This window comes from Nonomuraea sp. bgisy101 (assembly GCF_057708945.1).
In genome coordinates, this window is the sequence record NZ_JBYITD010000003.1 from 200,166 (window position 1) to 214,979 (window position 14,814).

A 14,814-nucleotide genomic window follows, 5' to 3' on the forward strand; every position below is an offset into this window, starting at 1 on the left:
GCAAGACATATCCGGTGCGGAAGGGGTCCCAGTGAAACTCCGAGCAGTCGCCATCGCGGGCTTAGCCCTGTTCCTGAGCGTCGCCGCCGCCGACCCGGGCGAGGAGGGCGGCGATCCGCCCAACCAGGTGACGTCCGACGTGGGCGTCATGGCCACCAACTTCCAGATGCCCTTCCCCTGCGGGCAGTCGTGGAACGGCAACTCCAGCGCGAGCAGCGCCCACCAGTCGTGGGAGATCGACTTCAACAGGGGCAGCACGGCCGACGCCGATCTCGGCGACACCGTGGTCGCCGCCGCGGCGGGCACGGTGGTCATCTCCGCCCACCAGGGCTCGGCCAACGGCTACGGCAACCTCGTCAAGATCGACCACGGTGGCGGCTGGGCCACCTACTACGCGCACCTGAACGTGCGCTCGGTCAGCGCGGGCCAGGCCGTCTCCCAGGGCCAGAAGATCGGCACCGTCGGCAACACCAGCAAGCCCGGCAACTACATCTCGCCCCACCTCCATTACGAGGTGCGGCTCGGCAGCAGCTACCCGTCCAACATCCAGAAGGCCGTCTTCAACGGCGTGACCTTCGGTTACCCGGTACAGACGCTGACCTCCAGGAACTGCGGCAGCAGCAACCCGCACACCCCCCAGGAAGTCTGCGGCACCGGCTACGACGTGATCGACTCGGCGGCGCTCGGCTCCTCCGGCACCGTCTACCTGCTTTACAACAGCGGCAACGGCTACAACTGCGTCGCCACGATGAAGAGCACCTCCCTCGGCACCCCCACGGCGACGACCGCCTACCTGGAAGTGCAAGGGAGTACCCGGATCACCGACTCGGGCAACTACTCCTACTACGCCGGGCCCGTGCGCGCGTCAGCGGCCGACAAGTGCGTGAAGTGGGGCGGCAAGGCCGGCTCCTCCACCTACGACAGCCCCTTCGAGCACTGCGGCTGATCGTCGAACGTCGGCAGGGCCTCCACGGCGCGGTGGAGGCCCTGTTCTCGTCAGACCCCGTCCCGCGTCACACATCACGACCTCGTCGCGCCACGCCCTCATCGGACCCCGTCCCTCGTCACAGCACGTCGATGATGTCGACCACGTAGACGAGCCCGGTTCCCGCGGGGACCGTCATCCCCCCCGTGGTCAGGCCCGCCGTGGCGACGGCGGGCGTGGTGATCGCCACCCTGCTGCCCACCCGCCTGCCGGCCAGCCCCTCCACCCAGCCGGGCGGGACCGCGCCCTCCTTCAGCACGACGGCGCTCGGGCCGCCTCTGGCCGTCGAGGAGTCGAAGACCGTCCTGCTGGGCCAGCGGGCGCCGACGTACTGCACGACCACCCTGGCGCCGCGCGTCACCGGAGGGCCCGAGCCGTCGATCAGGACCCCAGGGCGGAGGGTGTCCGGCAGGCCGGGCAGCCGCCGGCCGACCAGCCTGGCGTCCGGCGGGTAGGCGGCGAGGATGTCGAAGACGACCACCAGCGTCTCGCCGCCGCCCGCGCCCGCAGGTGTGCCGCGCGGGCCGTACCCGAGGTGGGCGGGGCTGACCAGCATCACCCTGCTGCCCACGGGCCGGTCGGCCAGCGCCCGCTCCCACGCCTGCGAGACGTGCCTGCCGTCGAGGACGACCGTGACGGGCTGGTCGGTGTCGTAGGTCGAGAGGTACGGCTTGGTGCCGTCCCATCGGCGGGTCTCGACCTCGGCCAGCACCACGTCGCCCCTCGTGGTGCGCGGGCCCGAGCCCTCCGACAGCACCGTCACCGCCGGGGTGGGCTCGGGGCGGTGTGCGGGCACCTGGATGACGGGCCGCTCGCCGAAGGCGCCGGTCACCGTGGGAGTCGCGGCGGGCGCGCAGGAGACGACGGACAGCAGGCAGAGCAGGACGATCACACGCACGGTGATGACCTAGCCGCGATCGTCTCAAGCGATTCCTGACCGCCCCCCATCTCCGCGCAAACCCGACCACCGGCCGCGTCCGCCCCCCAACGCCGGCCGGTGGGCGCGCGCCTTCTCGGGCCCCTCCGGACCCCGCAAGACCCGAGCCGCCGCCCATCCGAGGGCGCCGATCCGAAGGATGACGGCGGGCGCTCCGGGAACCTCCGTGGCGCAAAATGTGTGGGCGACGAAATCCCGCCGCCCTCCGAGTGATTCGCGGACGGGCGTGCGCGCCCCCGAGACACCACCCGCGGCACACTGGTGTGCTTTGACATCCTCCCCCGCCTGAAAGCGGGGGATTCCAACAGCAACTACCCCACGAGGAGGAAGTCACGTTGAGGTTCACGGTTCGCAGGTCCGCCCAACGGCGGACCTCCCCGTGCGGACACGGCATGCCCTGCCGCGTGTTTGATGTTTCTGGCCGCGTTCACGTCGGCGTTGCAGAAGTATCCGCAGGACCGGCACCGGAAGGCGGCTTGGCTCTCACGCGCCTTTCGATCCACGATCCCGCACGCCGAGCAACGCTGACTCGTGTACGCCGGCTCGACAGCGAGATTCCACACATACCGGGCGTGCCCGCAGTGCTTGGCCAGCGCCGCCCCTTGGGCGGGCGTCGGCTGGAGCCGGTAGCGGGACACGCCGATCAACGTACCGACCGCCACCGACAAAACCAGGAGACCACAGTGACGTGCCGCGCCGTGTTTCCTCCCCACCCTGAAGGACGGGGCCTCCACGCTGTAGGTATTCGGTGAGCCGACCGAACCTGGCGCGCAGGGTCGCGGACGCGGCCGAGATCGCGCTCACCACCCGCAAGTACGTCACCTTCCTCGACGTCGTCACCGGCCTGCGCTGGCTGCACAGCAGGCACGTCGACACCTGGCGCCAGGGCAGGGCCGCCACGCTCGCCGAGCTGGCCGCCGTCGACGACGCGCGTCTGCTGGACGCCGCCGCGGCGCTGGGCGCGTGGGCGCGTTCCAAGGGTCTGCGCCCGGTGGAGACGCCCTACCTGTCAGGCGGCAGGGACCGCCGCGAACTGCGCTTCACCACCTCGGGCGAGCAGGGCCCCTTCAGGGTGCACTGGATCTCCCCCGATCTCAGCGACGCGCGCGTCAAGCAGCTCACCGAACGGCAGAGCAAGGCGCCCGACCTGGTCGTGGTCTCCCCGTTGGAGCCGTGGACGTGCGCGTCGTGCGGCGACACCGGGCCCTACCTGATCATGGAGGAGGACCGCCCGCTCTGCCTGACCTGTGGCGACCTCGACCACCTCGTCCTGCTCCCCTCGGGCAACGCCGCGCTGAGCCGGCGGGCGAAGAAGGAGAGCGTGCTGTCGGCGGTGGTCGTGCGGTACAACCGGCGGCGCAAGGTCTACCAGCGCCAGGGCGTGCTGGTGGAGGAGGCCGCGCTGGCCCGCGCGGAGGAGCAGTGTCTGGGCGACGAGGAGGCACGCGAGGCCCGCCGGGTGCGCGACCGCGAGCGCAGGGCCGAGCAGGACGTCGACTACCAGGCCAGGATGGCGGCGGAGATCGTGCGGCTGTTCCCGCGCTGCCCGCCCGAGCGCGCCGAGTCGATCGCCGCCCACGCCGCCCAGCGCGGCAGCGGCAGAGTCGGCCGTTCGGCCGCCGCCAAGGCCATGGACGAGAACGCGATCACCCTCGCGGTCGTGGCCTCGGTACGCCACCTCGACACCGACTACGACAGGATGCTGATGGAAGGGGTCGCCCGCATGGAGGCCCGTGACCGCATCCGGCCGGTGATCGAGGCCAAACTGTCGGAGCTCAGGGGTAGAAGTGAGCCATGAGCGACTGGCACGCCGTCCGACAGGCCATCCACGACTTCGCGCTGAGCCTGCCCGAGACCCACGAGGACTTCCCGTGGGGTGAGAGCGTCATCAAGGTCAACAAGAAGGTGTTCGTCTTCCTCGGCATCGAGGAGCCGACGGAGAAGTGGAACCCGGCGTTCGGCGTGAAGCTGCTGTCGGAGTCGCACGGCCACGCGCTGACCGTCGAGGGCGCCGAGCCCAGCGGTTACGGGCTGGGCAAGGCGGGCTGGGTGACGGTCCCGTTCGAGAGCGAGCTGCCCGAGACCGACGTGCTGCTCGACTGGGTGGAGGAGAGCTACCGGGCGATCGCCCCGAAGCGGGCGATCAAGCTACTGGACGGCCAGGCGCAGCGCGAAGCCGACCAGTAGCACGCCGGTGATCCGCTCGACGCGCCGCCGTACGCGGGGCGTGCTCAGCAGCGCGCCCATCCTGTCGATCACGAGCACGTAGACGAGGAACCACAGGAAGTAGAGCCCGGCGAAGACGGCCGACAGCAGCAGCGCGTCGTCGGGCCCCTTCATGAACTGGGGCAGGAAGGTGACCTGGAACAGCAGCACCTTCGGGTTGAGCAGGTTGGAGAAGAAGCCGCTGCGGATGTGCCGCCGCCCCGCGGCGGGCGCCTCCTGCCGCTTGGCGCGGAACGACTGGACGCCCAGCCAGAGCAGATAGGCGATGCCGAGCCATCTGAGCACCGTGAACGCGGTCGGCGAGGCGGCCAGCAGCGCCGACAGGCCGAGCGAGGCCGCTGTGGCGTGGACCGTGAGGCCCAGCAGGCCTCCTGCCATCGTGAGCAGTCCGGCGACGCGGCCGTGTGTGAGGGAGCTGCGCATGATCAGGGCCGCGTCGGGCCCCGGAATCATGATCATGACAAGGGCGGTGACCGCGAAGGTCAGCAGCATGGCGGGGGTCTCCCGGAAGCCGGGCGCGCTCCGGGAGACCCGCGGGTGTGCAGGCCGCACGGAACCGCGGACGTACAGGGGTGCCTTGTGGGCGCCTCCGATACTACTTGTCCGAATTCCGGTACGGCGCCGCAGGCCTGCCGAGCGTGGGCGCGCCCAGCAGCCTGGCCGACGAGACGGCGTAGACGCCGTCGTTGGTGAACACCCAGACGATCTTGCGATCCCATTCGACGTAGACGGCGTGGGTCTGGTTGCCGAGAGCGTAGTCGGGGACGTTCTTGCTGAACCCGCTGGGCACGAACTGCGCGACCCGCTTCGGCCGCCTGACGTCGGTGGTGTCGAAGAACTGCACGCCCGCGTTGTAGAAGGCGTAGGTCAGCAGGCCCTGCTTCGGATCCCCCGGCGAGGTGTAGGAGCCCGACCGCTTGGGTCCGAAGCTGCCGCCCCGCTGGCAGTAGTCGGCGAACCTCGCCCCCGCCGCCGGCTCGGGCCTGGGCAGCGTGCCGACGATGCGCGGGCGGCGCGGGTCGCGGGCGTCGACCTGGAAGACGTCCTTGTACGGCTCGTGGCAGTCCTCACCGAGCGGGTAGCCGGAGACGTAGACCATGCCGGTCCTGGCGTACTGGGAGACGTCCACGTTGTCGGCCTCGGTGCCGCCGACCGACATCGGCAGGTCGAGGTGGCCGATCTCCTTCATCGCGGCGGGGTCGGAGATGTCGAGGATCGACAGCCCGTAGCCGCCCATCGCGGCGAAGCCGTACGTGCCCGAGACGAAGAACGGCATCCGCGCACCCATCCACGACGTCTGGTTGCCGCAGCGCGGGTTCTTCGCGTACGCCGCCTCCTCGCCCGCAACCTGGCCCTTGCGGTGCCATTCGCCGACCTTCTTCGGGCGCTTCAGGTCCGACATGTCCCACGCCTGGTAGCCGGGCGAGTAGAGGTAGGTGGGCACCTCGGTGTTGCGCCAGGTGTCGAGCGGGGCGACGGCGATGAACATGTACCTGCCGCCGGTCCAGTACGGCACGTCCAGCGATCCCGATCCCTGCTGCACGCCCGGCTTCGGGTCCGTCAGCGTGGGGTCGGTGGTGACGGTGGACAGCAGCTTCCAGTCCTTCCTCCGCGGGCCGTCGAGGCGGTAGACCTTGAAGCCCTTGAAGGTGGTCTCCTGCCGCAGCTGCTTCACGCCCGAGGGGTTGTGGAACTTGGTGCGCTCGACCGCGTCGCCCAGCTGGTCGACCTGGCGCTTCTGCTCGAAGGACTGGATCATCACGTAGTGGCCGTCGCGCCACTGGATGGTGGAGGCGCCCCAGTAGTCGGCGCTCTTCCAGTCCTTGCCTGTCAGCTTCTCGACGATCTTCACCTTGCGCACGTCGGTGACGTCGTACACGCGCGCCTCGGTGCGGTCGTACTGGAACAGGTAGCGGCGGCCGTCGAAGTCGACGATGTTCTGCCAGGTGTGGAAGTAGTCCGGGGTGAAGTCCGCTCCCCTGTAGGCGGCCTCGACCTTGATCGGGCCTTCGACGTAGCTCTTCGGGTCGTAGCCCTTGGTCTTGGGGAAGAGGTCCTGCGCGCCGCCGGGGAAGCGGAAGCGCTCCTCGCCGGCCGGTGTGAGTGCTGGATGGCGGAACGAGCCGTCGAGCTGCATGCCGTACTCGCCGGGCGCGGGGTCGCTCGGCCGGCGGTCACCGCAGACGGTGGGGAAGGCGTCGTCGGGTTCGGCCTGCGCGGGAGCGGCCACCAGCAGGCTTGCCAGGCAGGCGGTGGTGGCCAGAGTCGCTCTGAACATCTTGTGACCTTTCGGGGGATGCGCACCAGAGTGGAGGGTGCGCATCCCGTTCCCCAATGCCTCGTTCCGCGTTACGGAACCATGGCGGCCAGTGCCACGCCCAGCCCGCGCCGGTTCTGGCCCGAGGCCTTCGCGTCGGTGGAGTTGATGGAGTAGACGACTACTGTCACGCATGCAGCGGGCGCAGGATGCGGGCGGTGACGCTGCTCGCGCGGAAGCGGACGTCGTCCCTGGCCGGCCGCTGGGAGCCAGGTCGGCGACCCCCGTGACGCCCTTCCACGAGCCCTTGGTGCCGCCCATGCGGACGATCGCGGCGGTGGCGTCGGGCGCGGGCAGCTTCTCGATCGTGTCGAGAACGACGCTTCCCCGGATCGCCGGTGCCGGTGAACTCCGGCCTCCCTCCCGCGAGGGAGGCCGATGGGTCACTCAGGTGACCGCGAGCCGCTGGGCGTACTTCTCGTCGCGCCACAGCTCCTTGTCGAGCACCTCCAGCAGGGTCTGGGCCGCGTCGTAGACGTCGACGTGCCTGATGTACAGCGGCGCGAACCCGAAGCGGAGGATGTCGGGCGCCCTGAAGTCGCCGTGCACGCCCCTGTCGATCAGCGCCCGCATCACCGGGTAGCCGTCGGGGTGGTGGAAGCTGACCTGGCTGCCCCTGCGCTCGGCCTCGCGGGGAGAGGCGAGCTCCAGCGCGTCGCCGACGAGCTCGACGAACGTCTCGGTGAGCTGGACGCTCTTGGCCCTGACCTGGGCCATGTCCACCCGCTCCCAGATGTCGAGCGCGGCCTCCAGCGCGGCGAACGACAGCACGTGCGGGGTGCTGACGGTGAAGCGCCTGATGCCGTCGGCGGGGCGGAAACGCGGCTCGAAGGCGAACGGCTCGGCGTGGCCGTACCAGCCGGACAGCACGTTCTCGGCGGACTCGTGGTGGCGCGGGTTCACGTAGAGGAACGCCGGCGCGCCCGGCCCGCCGTTGAGGTACTTGTAGGTGCAGCCCAACGCGAAGTCGGCCGCCGAGACGTCCACGTGCAGCGCGCCCACGCTGTGGCAGACGTCCCAGATCATCAGCGCGCCCGCGGCCTGCACGCGCGCGGTCACCTCGGCCACGTCGTACCGTTCACCCGTGCGGTAGTTGACCTCCGACAGCAGGACCGCGGCCACGTCGTCGCCCACGCCCTCGGAGAAGTCGCGGATCTGGCAGCCGAGCCCCTCCAGGATGTAGTTGTCTGTGGGGAAGTTGGTCACGTCGGCGACCACCACGGGCCGCGAAGGACGCAGGCGCATGGCCGCGGCCACCGCCTGGTGCACCGCGATCGACGTGGTGTTGCCCACCACCACCGTCCCGGGGGCGGCGCCGATCAACGGGGCGAGCCGGTCGCCCGTGGTGAGCGGCTGGGCGTACCAGCCCGCGCTGTTCCACCCGCCGACCAGCTCACGACCCCACTCCTCCTCGACCGCCTTCCGCACCCTCTCCGACGTACGGCGGGGCAGCGCGCCAAGGGAGTTGCCGACGAGGTAGACGACACCCTCGGGCAGCACGAACTCGTCCCTGAACTCCTTCAGCGGGTCGGCCGCGTCAAGAGCCAGGCAGTCTTCACGATTCACGGTGTTTCTCCAAGAAAGGTCTCGGCATTGCCTCCCAGGATCCTGGCGCGAGCCCGGTCGGAGAGGAAACCCGCGCCGCTGACCAGTTTCCCCACGGGAGACTCGCCAAGCGGGTAGGGGTAGTCGGAGCCGAGCATCACACGGTCCTCCCCCATGGTGTCCACCAGCAGCCGCAGCGCCCGCTCGTCGAAGACGACGGAGTCGACGCTGAATCGGTCGAGGTAGTGCGACGGGGGATGCTCCGAGGTGCCGATGACGTCGCTCCTGCGATGCCATGCGTTCTCGAAGCGGCCCAGCCAGAAGGCGAACGAGCCGCCTCCGTGGGCGAAGCAGATCCTCAGCGTCTCCGGCACCCGGTCGAAGACGCCGCCCAGGATCATGGCGAGGATCGACAGGTGCGTCTCGGCCGGCATGCCGACCAGCCACTGCGCCATCCACCTGTCGAGCCTTGGTCCCGTGGGCATGTCCCACGGGTGGACGAACACGGGGGCGCCCCTGTCCGCGCAGTGCTGGAGGAACTGCACGACGCCCTCGTCGTCGAGGTCCCTGTCGCCGACGTGGTTGCCGATCTCGACGCCCCTGTGGCCGGCCGCCAGGCACCTGTCGAGCTCCTCGCAGGCCAGGTCGGGGTCCTGCAGCGGCACCTGGCAGAACGGGATCAGCCGATCGCCGTCGCAGATCTCCAGCGCGAGGTCGTTGAAGACGCGCGCGACGTTCGCGGCCTGCTTCGCCGGGCGCTCGTAGCCGAAGAACACCGGGGTCGGGGAGACGACCTGCCGGTCCACGCCCATCGTCGCCAGGCGGACCTCGGGATCCCAGCAGTCCGCCTGGATCCTGCGGAAGTCGCGGTCGTTGACGACGATCATCGCCTCGCGCTCGGACTCGATCCGCAGCCGGGGCGCGCCGGGCCAGCCCAGATCGGGCCAGCCCTTGGCGACGTAGTGCGTGTGGACGTCGACGATCACGCGGTCAGCCCTTGCCGGGGTGCAGGGCCCCGCAGCTGTCGCAGGTGCGCGCCTTCTCGTCGGAGTAGAACGCCTCGAAGACCGGCGGCAGGTCCTTGACGATGTCGCGGACCTGCAGTTCCACCTCGTGGACCATGGCGTCGCACTGCTGGCAGTACCACCGGAACTTCTCCAGCGTGCCCTCCGGCCTGATCCGCTCGATCACCAGGCCGACGGAGTCGGCCTCGCGCTGCGGCGAGTGGGGCAGGTTGCCGGGCAGCAGCCACATCTGGCCCTCGCGGATGTGCACGGTCTCGGGCCCCTCAGGGGTCATGACGTTGAGCCGCATGTTCCCCTTGATCTGGAAGAACAGCTCCTCGAAGGGGTCGATGTGGAAGTCGGTGCGCTGGTTGGGTCCGCCGACGACCATGACGATGAAGTCGTCCGCCTGCTCGAAGACCACCTTGTTGCCGACCGGCGGCTTGAGCAGGTGGGCGTGCTCGTCGATCCACTGGTTGAAGTCGATGGGCGGGATCATGCGGGTTCCTCCGGTCGGTAGGCGACGGCCTGCATCTCGATGAGCAGGTGGGGGTGCGGCAGTTGGTGGACGGCCACCGTGGTGCGCGTGGGTCCGGTCTCGTCGAAGAACTCGGCGTAGACCTCGTTGTAGCCCTTGAAGTCGTTCATGTTGACCAGGTAGGTGGTGATCTGGACCAGGTCGGCGAGGCTTGCCCCCGCGGCCCGCAGGATGTCGCCGATGTTCTCGATCACCGCTCTGGTCTGCAGGCGGATGTCCAGGTCCGTGGTGCCCAGTTCGTCGGCGGACGCTCCCGCGAAGGTGTTGTCCGGCCGCCTGGAGCTCGTGCCGGACACGTAGAGGAAGTCCCCTGCCCGCCTGACGTGCGGGAACCGTCCCCTCGGCGTCGCCTTTCCCCCGACCAGCATCAGAGCGTCACCTTCCCCAGCCGCTGGATCTCCACCTGGACGTGCGCGCCGGGCCGGTACGGCTCGGCCGGAGTGGCGGCGCCCGCCAGCAGGATCGCCCCCTCCTCGATCACCAGCCCCACCTGTACGGCCAGCCGCGCCGCCTCGACGATCGCCCTGCGCGGGTCGCCGAGGATGGCCGCGGTGGATCCGACGTGCACGGGCCGCCCGTCGATCTCGAAGACGACTCCGAGGTTCCAGTCGTCGACGTCGTAGGCCCGCCACGGCCCGATCGCGTAGCCCGCCGCCGAGGTGTTGTCGGCGATGACGCTCTCCAGCGAGAACCTGAAGTTCTCGTACCGGGAGTCGATCACCTCGATGCCGGCGGCGACGGCGGCGACGGCTCCGGGCCGCGTGGCGTCCCCGACGCTCTCGATCCTGCGCCCGACCAGGTAGGCCACCTCGGGTTCAACCCTCGGGTGGATGTACTTGTCGTGGTCGACGACCGCCATCGACGGCGTCAGCCGCCCCAGGATGAGGTCGTCGACGCCCATCTGGCGGCGCTTGCCCTCGCTGGTGAAGCCCAGCTTGACCCCCGACAGGGGCTCGCCGCGCAGGCCTACGACCTCCTCCTGGACCTGGTAGGCGGTGGCGACGTCGAGTCCGTCCACAGGCTGTGGAATCGGCATCCTGGTGAGCGCCGCCTCGTGCAGCGCCTGGGCCAGCTTCATTTCGTCAGGTCCAATGCGATGTCGACGATCATGTCCTCCTGGCCGCCGACCATCCGGCGGCGGCCCGCCTCGGCCAGGATCTCCCGGGTGTCGACGCCGTAGCGTTCCGAGGCCGCCTCGGCGTGGCGAAGGAAGCTGGAGTAGACGCCCGCGTAACCGAGCGTCAGCGTCTCCCTGTCGACCCGGACGGGACGGTCCTGCAGCGGTCTGACCAGGTCGTCGGCCGCGTCCATCAGCGCGTAGAGGTCGCAGCCGTGTTCCCAGCCCATGCGGTCGGCCACGGCGACGAACACCTCCAGCGGCGCGTTACCCGCGCCCGCGCCCATCCCGGCGAGCGAGGCGTCCACGCGGGTGCAGCCGTTCTCGACCGCGACGACGGAGTTGGCCACGCCGAGGCTGAGGTTGTGGTGGGCATGGATGCCGATCTCGGTCTCGGGTCTGAGCGCGTCGCGGTAGGCCCTGATCCGTTCCCTCGCGCCGTCCATGGTGAGGCCGCCGCCGGAGTCGGTGACGTAGACGCAGTGCGCGCCGTACGACTCCATGAGCCTGGCCTGCTCCGCCAGGACCTCGGGCGGGGCCATGTGCGCCATCATCAGGAACCCCGCGACGTCCATGCCCAGCTCGCGGGCGGTGGAGATGTGCTGGGCGGAGATGTCGGCCTCGGTGCAGTGCGTGGCGATCCTGACCGAGGTGACACCCAGCGCGTGGGCCTTCCTCAGGTCCTCGATGGTGCCGATGCCGGGCAGCAGCAGGGTGGTGAGCCTGGCGTTCCGCACGGCTCCCGCGACGGCCTCGATCCACTCCTCGTCGGTGTGGGCGCCGGGGCCGTAGTTGAAGCTCCCGCCCGCCAGGCCGTCGCCGTGCGCGACCTCGATCGCGGCCACGCCCGCCGCGTCGAGCGCCCTGGCGATGGCGGTGGCCTGGTCGATCGTGTAGCGGTGGCGGATGGCGTGCATGCCGTCCCGCAACGTCACGTCCTGCACGTAGATGCGCGCGCTCATGCCCGGCCTCCCTCCCCGGACTGCGGGGCGGCGCCCGCGGACACGGTCGCGGTGCCGAGGGGGACGGTCTCGGCGAGACGTTCGGCGGTGCGCAGAGCCGCGGAGGTCATGATGTCGAGGTTGCCCGCGTAGGCGGGCAGGTAGTGGGCCGCCCCCTCCACCTCCAGGAAGACGCTCACCTTCACCCCGCCCTTCGCCCCGTGCGCCAGCGTCCACACCGGCTCGTCGTCCGCCACGGGCGTGAACTGCACCTCCTGCTTGAGCCGGTAGCCGGGCACGTACTCCTGCACCGAGGCCACCATCGCCGCCACCGAGGCGGCCACCTCGTCCTCCTGACAGCTGTCCACCAGGCAGTACACGGTATCCCGCATGATCAGCGGCGGCTCCGCCGGGTTCAGCACGATGATCGCCTTTCCCCGCGCCGCGCCGCCGACCTGCTCCAGCGCTCTGGCGGTCGTCACCGTGAACTCGTCGATGTTCGCCCGCGTGCCGGGACCCGCCGACTTCGACGCGATGGAGGCCACGATCTCGGCGTACGACACCCTGGCCACCTTCGACACCGCCGCCACGATCGGGATGGTCGCCTGCCCTCCGCACGTCACCATGTTGAGGTCGGGCGCCGACAGGTGGGCGTCCAGATTCACCGAGGGCACCACGTAGGGGCCGAGCGCGGCGGGGGTGAGGTCGATGATGCGCTTGCCACGCGAGAGGACGACGGCGGCGTTGTGCGCGTGGGCACCCGCCGAGGTGGCGTCGAGCACCACGTCGACCGAGTCGAAGGACGGCAGCGACACCAGCCCCTCGACCCCCGAGGAGGTCGTCTCGAGGCCTCTGCGCCGCGCCCTGGCAAGGCCGTCGGAGGCGGGGTCGATGCCCGCCATCGCCACGACCTCGACCTTCTTCGACAGCAGGGCCTTGAACATCAGGTCGGTCCCGATGTTGCCCGAGCCGATGATCGCCAGCTTCACTCGAACACCGCCCGCACCGAGCCGAGACCGTCGATGACCGCCTCGAACACGTCGCCTTCCTCCACCGGCACCACGGGGCCGAGCGCGCCGGTCAGCACGACGTCTCCGGCCCGCAGGGGGTAGTCGGTGCGGCCGAGCGTGTCGGCCAGCCAGACGGCCGCGTTGAGCGGGTGACCCATGCAGGCCGCGCCCGCGCCCGTGGACACCTCCTGCCCGCGCCTGGTCATCGTCATCCCGGCCAGGCGCAGGTCGAGCCCGCGCAGCCCGACCGGCGTGTTGCCCAGAACGAAGGCGCCGCTGGAGGCGTTGTCGGCGATCGTGTCGGCCAGCGTGATGTCCCAGTCGGCGACACGGGAGTCGACGATCTCGATCGCGGGCAGCACGAAGTCGACAGCCCTGATCACCTCGGCGACCGTGAAGGGCCCGCCGGCCAGGTCGCCGCCCAGCACCAGCGCGATCTCCGCCTCGGCCCTCGGCTGCAGGAACCTCTCGTACGGCACCGGCAGCCCGTCAAGGTAGGCCATGTCGGCGAACAGCATGCCGAAGTCGGGCCGGTCCACCCCGAGCTGCTTCTGCACGGCGAAGTTGGTCAGGCCGATCTTGCGCCCGACCAGCCTGCGTCCCTCGTCGAGCGCCCTGCGGGTGTTGATCTCCTGTACGGCGTAGCCCTCGCCCGCCGTGCTCACCAGGTCCCTGACGGGAGCGCACGGCTTGCCCGAGCGCTGGGCCTCCAGCAACCGGTCGGCCGCCTGGGTGCGGGCGTCCACGGCCCCGGACCACTCGTCGTTCATGCGCCACCTTCCAGCTTGATCGTGATCGTGGTCGGCTCGGAGTAGAAGTCGAGCGACTGGGTGCCGCCCTCCCGGCCGATGCCCGACAGCTTGACGCCGCCGAACGGGGTGCGCAGGTCGCGCAGGTACCAGGTGTTGACCCAGACGAGCCCGGCCTCCAGCCGCTGGGCGACCCGGTGCGCCCTGTCGAGGCTGCTCGTCCACAGGGTGGCGGCCAGCCCGTAGTCGGAGTCGTTGGCCAGCTCGACAGCCTCCGCCTCGGTGTCGAACGGGGCCACGTGACAGACGGGACCGAAGATCTCCTCCCTGTTGAAGCGGGAGGACTCCGGCAGCCCGGTCACCACGGTCGGCTCCACGAAGTAGCCGGGCCCGTCGGGAGCGCCGCCGCCGGTGAGGAACTTCGCGCCCTCGTCGCGGGCGAGCGCGTAGTACGACAGCACCTTCTCCCTGTGCTGCGCGGAGATCATCGGCTGGGGGACGACCGACGCGGCCCGCTCGGCCAGCAGGGCGCAGAACTCCTCGAAGACGGGCCGCTCGACGTAGAGCCGCTCGGTGCACAGGCACACCTGGCCGCCGTTGGTGAACACCGACCGCACGCTGCCCTCGATCGCCCTGTCGAGGTCGGCGTCGGCGAAGACCACTCCAGCGTTCTTCCCGCCCAGCTCGAAGGAGATCGGCTTCACCCGGTCGGCGACCGACTTCATGATCGTCGCTCCGGTGCGGGTGGAACCGGTGAACGTCACCCCGTCGACCCCTTCGTGGGAGACCAGGAGCCTGCCCGTCTCGCCGTACCCGTGGATCACGTTGACCACACCGGGGGGCAGGCCGACCGAGGCGCAGATCTCGGCGAAGAGCGCGGCGGAGCCGGGAGTGTTCTCCGACGGCTTGACCACGACGGTGTTGCCCGCGACCAGCGCGGGCCCGAGCTTCCACGTCATCAGCAGGAACGGCAGGTTCCACGGCACGACGACCGCGACCACGCCGAGCGGCCTGCGCACGGTGTAGCTGAGCACGTCCGGCAGGTGGAAGGCCTCCGCAGGGCGCTGCGCGGCGATCTCGGCGAAGGCGCGGAAGTTGGCGGCGCCGCGCGGGATGTCGAGGGTGCGGGTCTGCTCCAGCGGCTTGCCCGTGTCGGCGATCTCGGCGGCCACCAGGTCGTCGAACCGCGCCTCGATCCCCTCGGCCAGGCGGCGCATCCACGCGGCCCGCTCCGCCACGGGGAGCGCGGCCCAGCCCGGCGCGGCCTCGCGCGCGGCGCGCACCGCCCTGTCGACCACGGCCTGGTCCGCCTCATGGACCTGCCTGTTCACCTGTCCGGTCATGGGATCGTAGGATGCGAACGGCTCGCCCTCGGCCACCCACGAGCCCTCGATGAAGTGGGCTACCTGCTCAAATGACATCGTTCCTCCACCAAGGGGTATAGA

At 70.2% G+C, this 14,814-nt stretch carries 16 protein-coding genes; 3 read left to right on the top strand and 13 right to left on the bottom strand.

Features of this window, described 5'->3' with window-relative positions; translation table 11 throughout:
- The first annotated feature begins 31 nt into the window (after window positions 1-31).
- Window positions 32-946: a M23 family metallopeptidase gene (locus AC3EO4_RS07135; protein WP_379574687.1), complete on the top strand. Its 915-nt coding sequence runs from the start codon at window positions 32-34 to the stop codon at window positions 944-946.
- 118 nt (window positions 947-1,064) lie between these two features.
- On the opposite strand, the gene AC3EO4_RS07140 is transcribed toward AC3EO4_RS07135, so the two are convergent.
- Both AC3EO4_RS07140 and AC3EO4_RS07145 read right to left on the bottom strand, forming a co-directional pair.
- Window positions 1,065-1,883 (bottom strand): FKBP-type peptidyl-prolyl cis-trans isomerase, encoded by an 819-nt coding sequence (locus AC3EO4_RS07140; RefSeq protein ID WP_431894410.1) that lies wholly within the window; start codon window positions 1,881-1,883, stop codon window positions 1,065-1,067.
- A gap of 350 nt (window positions 1,884-2,233) precedes the next feature.
- Window positions 2,234-2,656, bottom strand: coding sequence for a helix-turn-helix domain-containing protein (locus AC3EO4_RS07145; protein WP_431894411.1), 423 nt, complete (start codon window positions 2,654-2,656; stop codon window positions 2,234-2,236).
- A 14-nt stretch (window positions 2,657-2,670) separates the two neighbouring features.
- On the opposite strand from AC3EO4_RS07145, the gene AC3EO4_RS07150 reads away from it, so the two are divergent.
- Window positions 2,671-3,720 carry a DUF2293 domain-containing protein gene (locus AC3EO4_RS07150; RefSeq protein WP_379574690.1) on the top strand — a complete coding sequence of 350 codons (1,050 nt, stop codon included), beginning with the start codon at window positions 2,671-2,673 and terminating at the stop codon, window positions 3,718-3,720.
- Window positions 3,717-4,109, top strand: coding sequence for an MmcQ/YjbR family DNA-binding protein (locus tag AC3EO4_RS07155; protein WP_379574691.1), 393 nt, complete (start codon window positions 3,717-3,719; stop codon window positions 4,107-4,109). Before AC3EO4_RS07150 ends, AC3EO4_RS07155 begins: the two co-directional genes overlap by 4 nt.
- Here AC3EO4_RS07155 and AC3EO4_RS07160 read toward each other — a convergent pair.
- The 11 genes from AC3EO4_RS07160 to AC3EO4_RS07210 all read right to left on the bottom strand — a co-directional run bounded on the left by AC3EO4_RS07160 (window position 4,071) and on the right by AC3EO4_RS07210 (window position 14,790).
- Window positions 4,071-4,640 carry a LysE family translocator gene (locus tag AC3EO4_RS07160; protein ID WP_379574692.1) on the bottom strand — a complete coding sequence of 190 codons (570 nt, stop codon included), beginning with the start codon at window positions 4,638-4,640 and terminating at the stop codon, window positions 4,071-4,073. The two genes, AC3EO4_RS07155 and AC3EO4_RS07160, sit on opposite strands and share 39 nt — an antisense overlap.
- Window positions 4,641-4,743: 103 nt before the next feature.
- Entirely contained in the window at window positions 4,744-6,426 is a 1,683-nt protein-coding gene (locus tag AC3EO4_RS07165) for an LVIVD repeat-containing protein (RefSeq protein ID WP_379574693.1), read from the bottom strand.
- Window positions 6,427-6,852: 426 nt separating this feature from the next.
- Window positions 6,853-8,031: a kynureninase gene (locus tag AC3EO4_RS07170; RefSeq protein ID WP_431894415.1), complete on the bottom strand. Its 1,179-nt coding sequence runs from the start codon at window positions 8,029-8,031 to the stop codon at window positions 6,853-6,855.
- Window positions 8,028-8,996: an amidohydrolase family protein gene (locus AC3EO4_RS07175; protein ID WP_431894417.1), complete on the bottom strand. Its 969-nt coding sequence runs from the start codon at window positions 8,994-8,996 to the stop codon at window positions 8,028-8,030. Before AC3EO4_RS07175 ends, AC3EO4_RS07170 begins: the two co-directional genes overlap by 4 nt.
- Window positions 8,997-9,000: 4 nt before the next feature.
- Window positions 9,001-9,513 carry a 3-hydroxyanthranilate 3,4-dioxygenase gene (locus AC3EO4_RS07180; protein WP_431894419.1) on the bottom strand — a complete coding sequence of 171 codons (513 nt, stop codon included), beginning with the start codon at window positions 9,511-9,513 and terminating at the stop codon, window positions 9,001-9,003.
- Complete coding sequence (locus AC3EO4_RS07185) at window positions 9,510-9,920, bottom strand: RidA family protein (protein WP_379574697.1); 411 nt, start codon at window positions 9,918-9,920, stop codon at window positions 9,510-9,512. Before AC3EO4_RS07185 ends, AC3EO4_RS07180 begins: the two co-directional genes overlap by 4 nt.
- Entirely contained in the window at window positions 9,920-10,630 is a 711-nt protein-coding gene (locus tag AC3EO4_RS07190) for a 2-keto-4-pentenoate hydratase (protein WP_379574699.1), read from the bottom strand. The genes AC3EO4_RS07185 and AC3EO4_RS07190 overlap by 1 nt, the downstream gene beginning before the upstream one ends.
- Window positions 10,627-11,631, bottom strand: a complete 1,005-nt coding sequence (dmpG, locus tag AC3EO4_RS07195) for a 4-hydroxy-2-oxovalerate aldolase (RefSeq protein WP_379574700.1) — start codon at window positions 11,629-11,631, stop codon at window positions 10,627-10,629. The genes AC3EO4_RS07190 and dmpG overlap by 4 nt, the downstream gene beginning before the upstream one ends.
- Entirely contained in the window at window positions 11,628-12,599 is a 972-nt protein-coding gene (locus AC3EO4_RS07200; protein WP_431894422.1) for an acetaldehyde dehydrogenase (acetylating), read from the bottom strand. The genes dmpG and AC3EO4_RS07200 overlap by 4 nt, the downstream gene beginning before the upstream one ends.
- Entirely contained in the window at window positions 12,596-13,390 is a 795-nt protein-coding gene (locus AC3EO4_RS07205) for a 2-keto-4-pentenoate hydratase (protein ID WP_431894424.1), read from the bottom strand. The genes AC3EO4_RS07200 and AC3EO4_RS07205 overlap by 4 nt, the downstream gene beginning before the upstream one ends.
- Window positions 13,387-14,790, bottom strand: a complete 1,404-nt coding sequence (locus AC3EO4_RS07210) for an aldehyde dehydrogenase family protein (RefSeq protein WP_431894426.1) — start codon at window positions 14,788-14,790, stop codon at window positions 13,387-13,389. Before AC3EO4_RS07210 ends, AC3EO4_RS07205 begins: the two co-directional genes overlap by 4 nt.
- Between the last annotated feature and the right edge of the window lie 24 nt (window positions 14,791-14,814).

Excerpts from the sequence above, each read along its gene's own strand:
- AC3EO4_RS07210 (WP_431894426.1), bottom strand. The coding sequence starts at position 14,790 with ATGTCATTTGAGCAGGTAGCCCACTTCATCGAGGGCTCGTGGGTGGCC.
- AC3EO4_RS07155 (WP_379574691.1), top strand. The coding sequence starts at position 3,717 with ATGAGCGACTGGCACGCCGTCCGACAGGCCATCCACGACTTCGCGCTG.
- AC3EO4_RS07190 (WP_379574699.1), bottom strand. The coding sequence starts at position 10,630 with ATGAAGCTGGCCCAGGCGCTGCACGAGGCGGCGCTCACCAGGATGCCG.
- dmpG (WP_379574700.1), bottom strand. The coding sequence starts at position 11,631 with ATGAGCGCGCGCATCTACGTGCAGGACGTGACGTTGCGGGACGGCATG.
- AC3EO4_RS07180 (WP_431894419.1), bottom strand. The coding sequence starts at position 9,513 with ATGATCCCGCCCATCGACTTCAACCAGTGGATCGACGAGCACGCCCAC.
- AC3EO4_RS07160 (WP_379574692.1), bottom strand. The coding sequence starts at position 4,640 with ATGCTGCTGACCTTCGCGGTCACCGCCCTTGTCATGATCATGATTCCG.
- AC3EO4_RS07205 (WP_431894424.1), bottom strand. The coding sequence starts at position 13,390 with ATGAACGACGAGTGGTCCGGGGCCGTGGACGCCCGCACCCAGGCGGCC.
- AC3EO4_RS07185 (WP_379574697.1), bottom strand. The coding sequence starts at position 9,920 with ATGCTGGTCGGGGGAAAGGCGACGCCGAGGGGACGGTTCCCGCACGTC.
- AC3EO4_RS07165 (WP_379574693.1), bottom strand. The coding sequence starts at position 6,426 with ATGTTCAGAGCGACTCTGGCCACCACCGCCTGCCTGGCAAGCCTGCTG.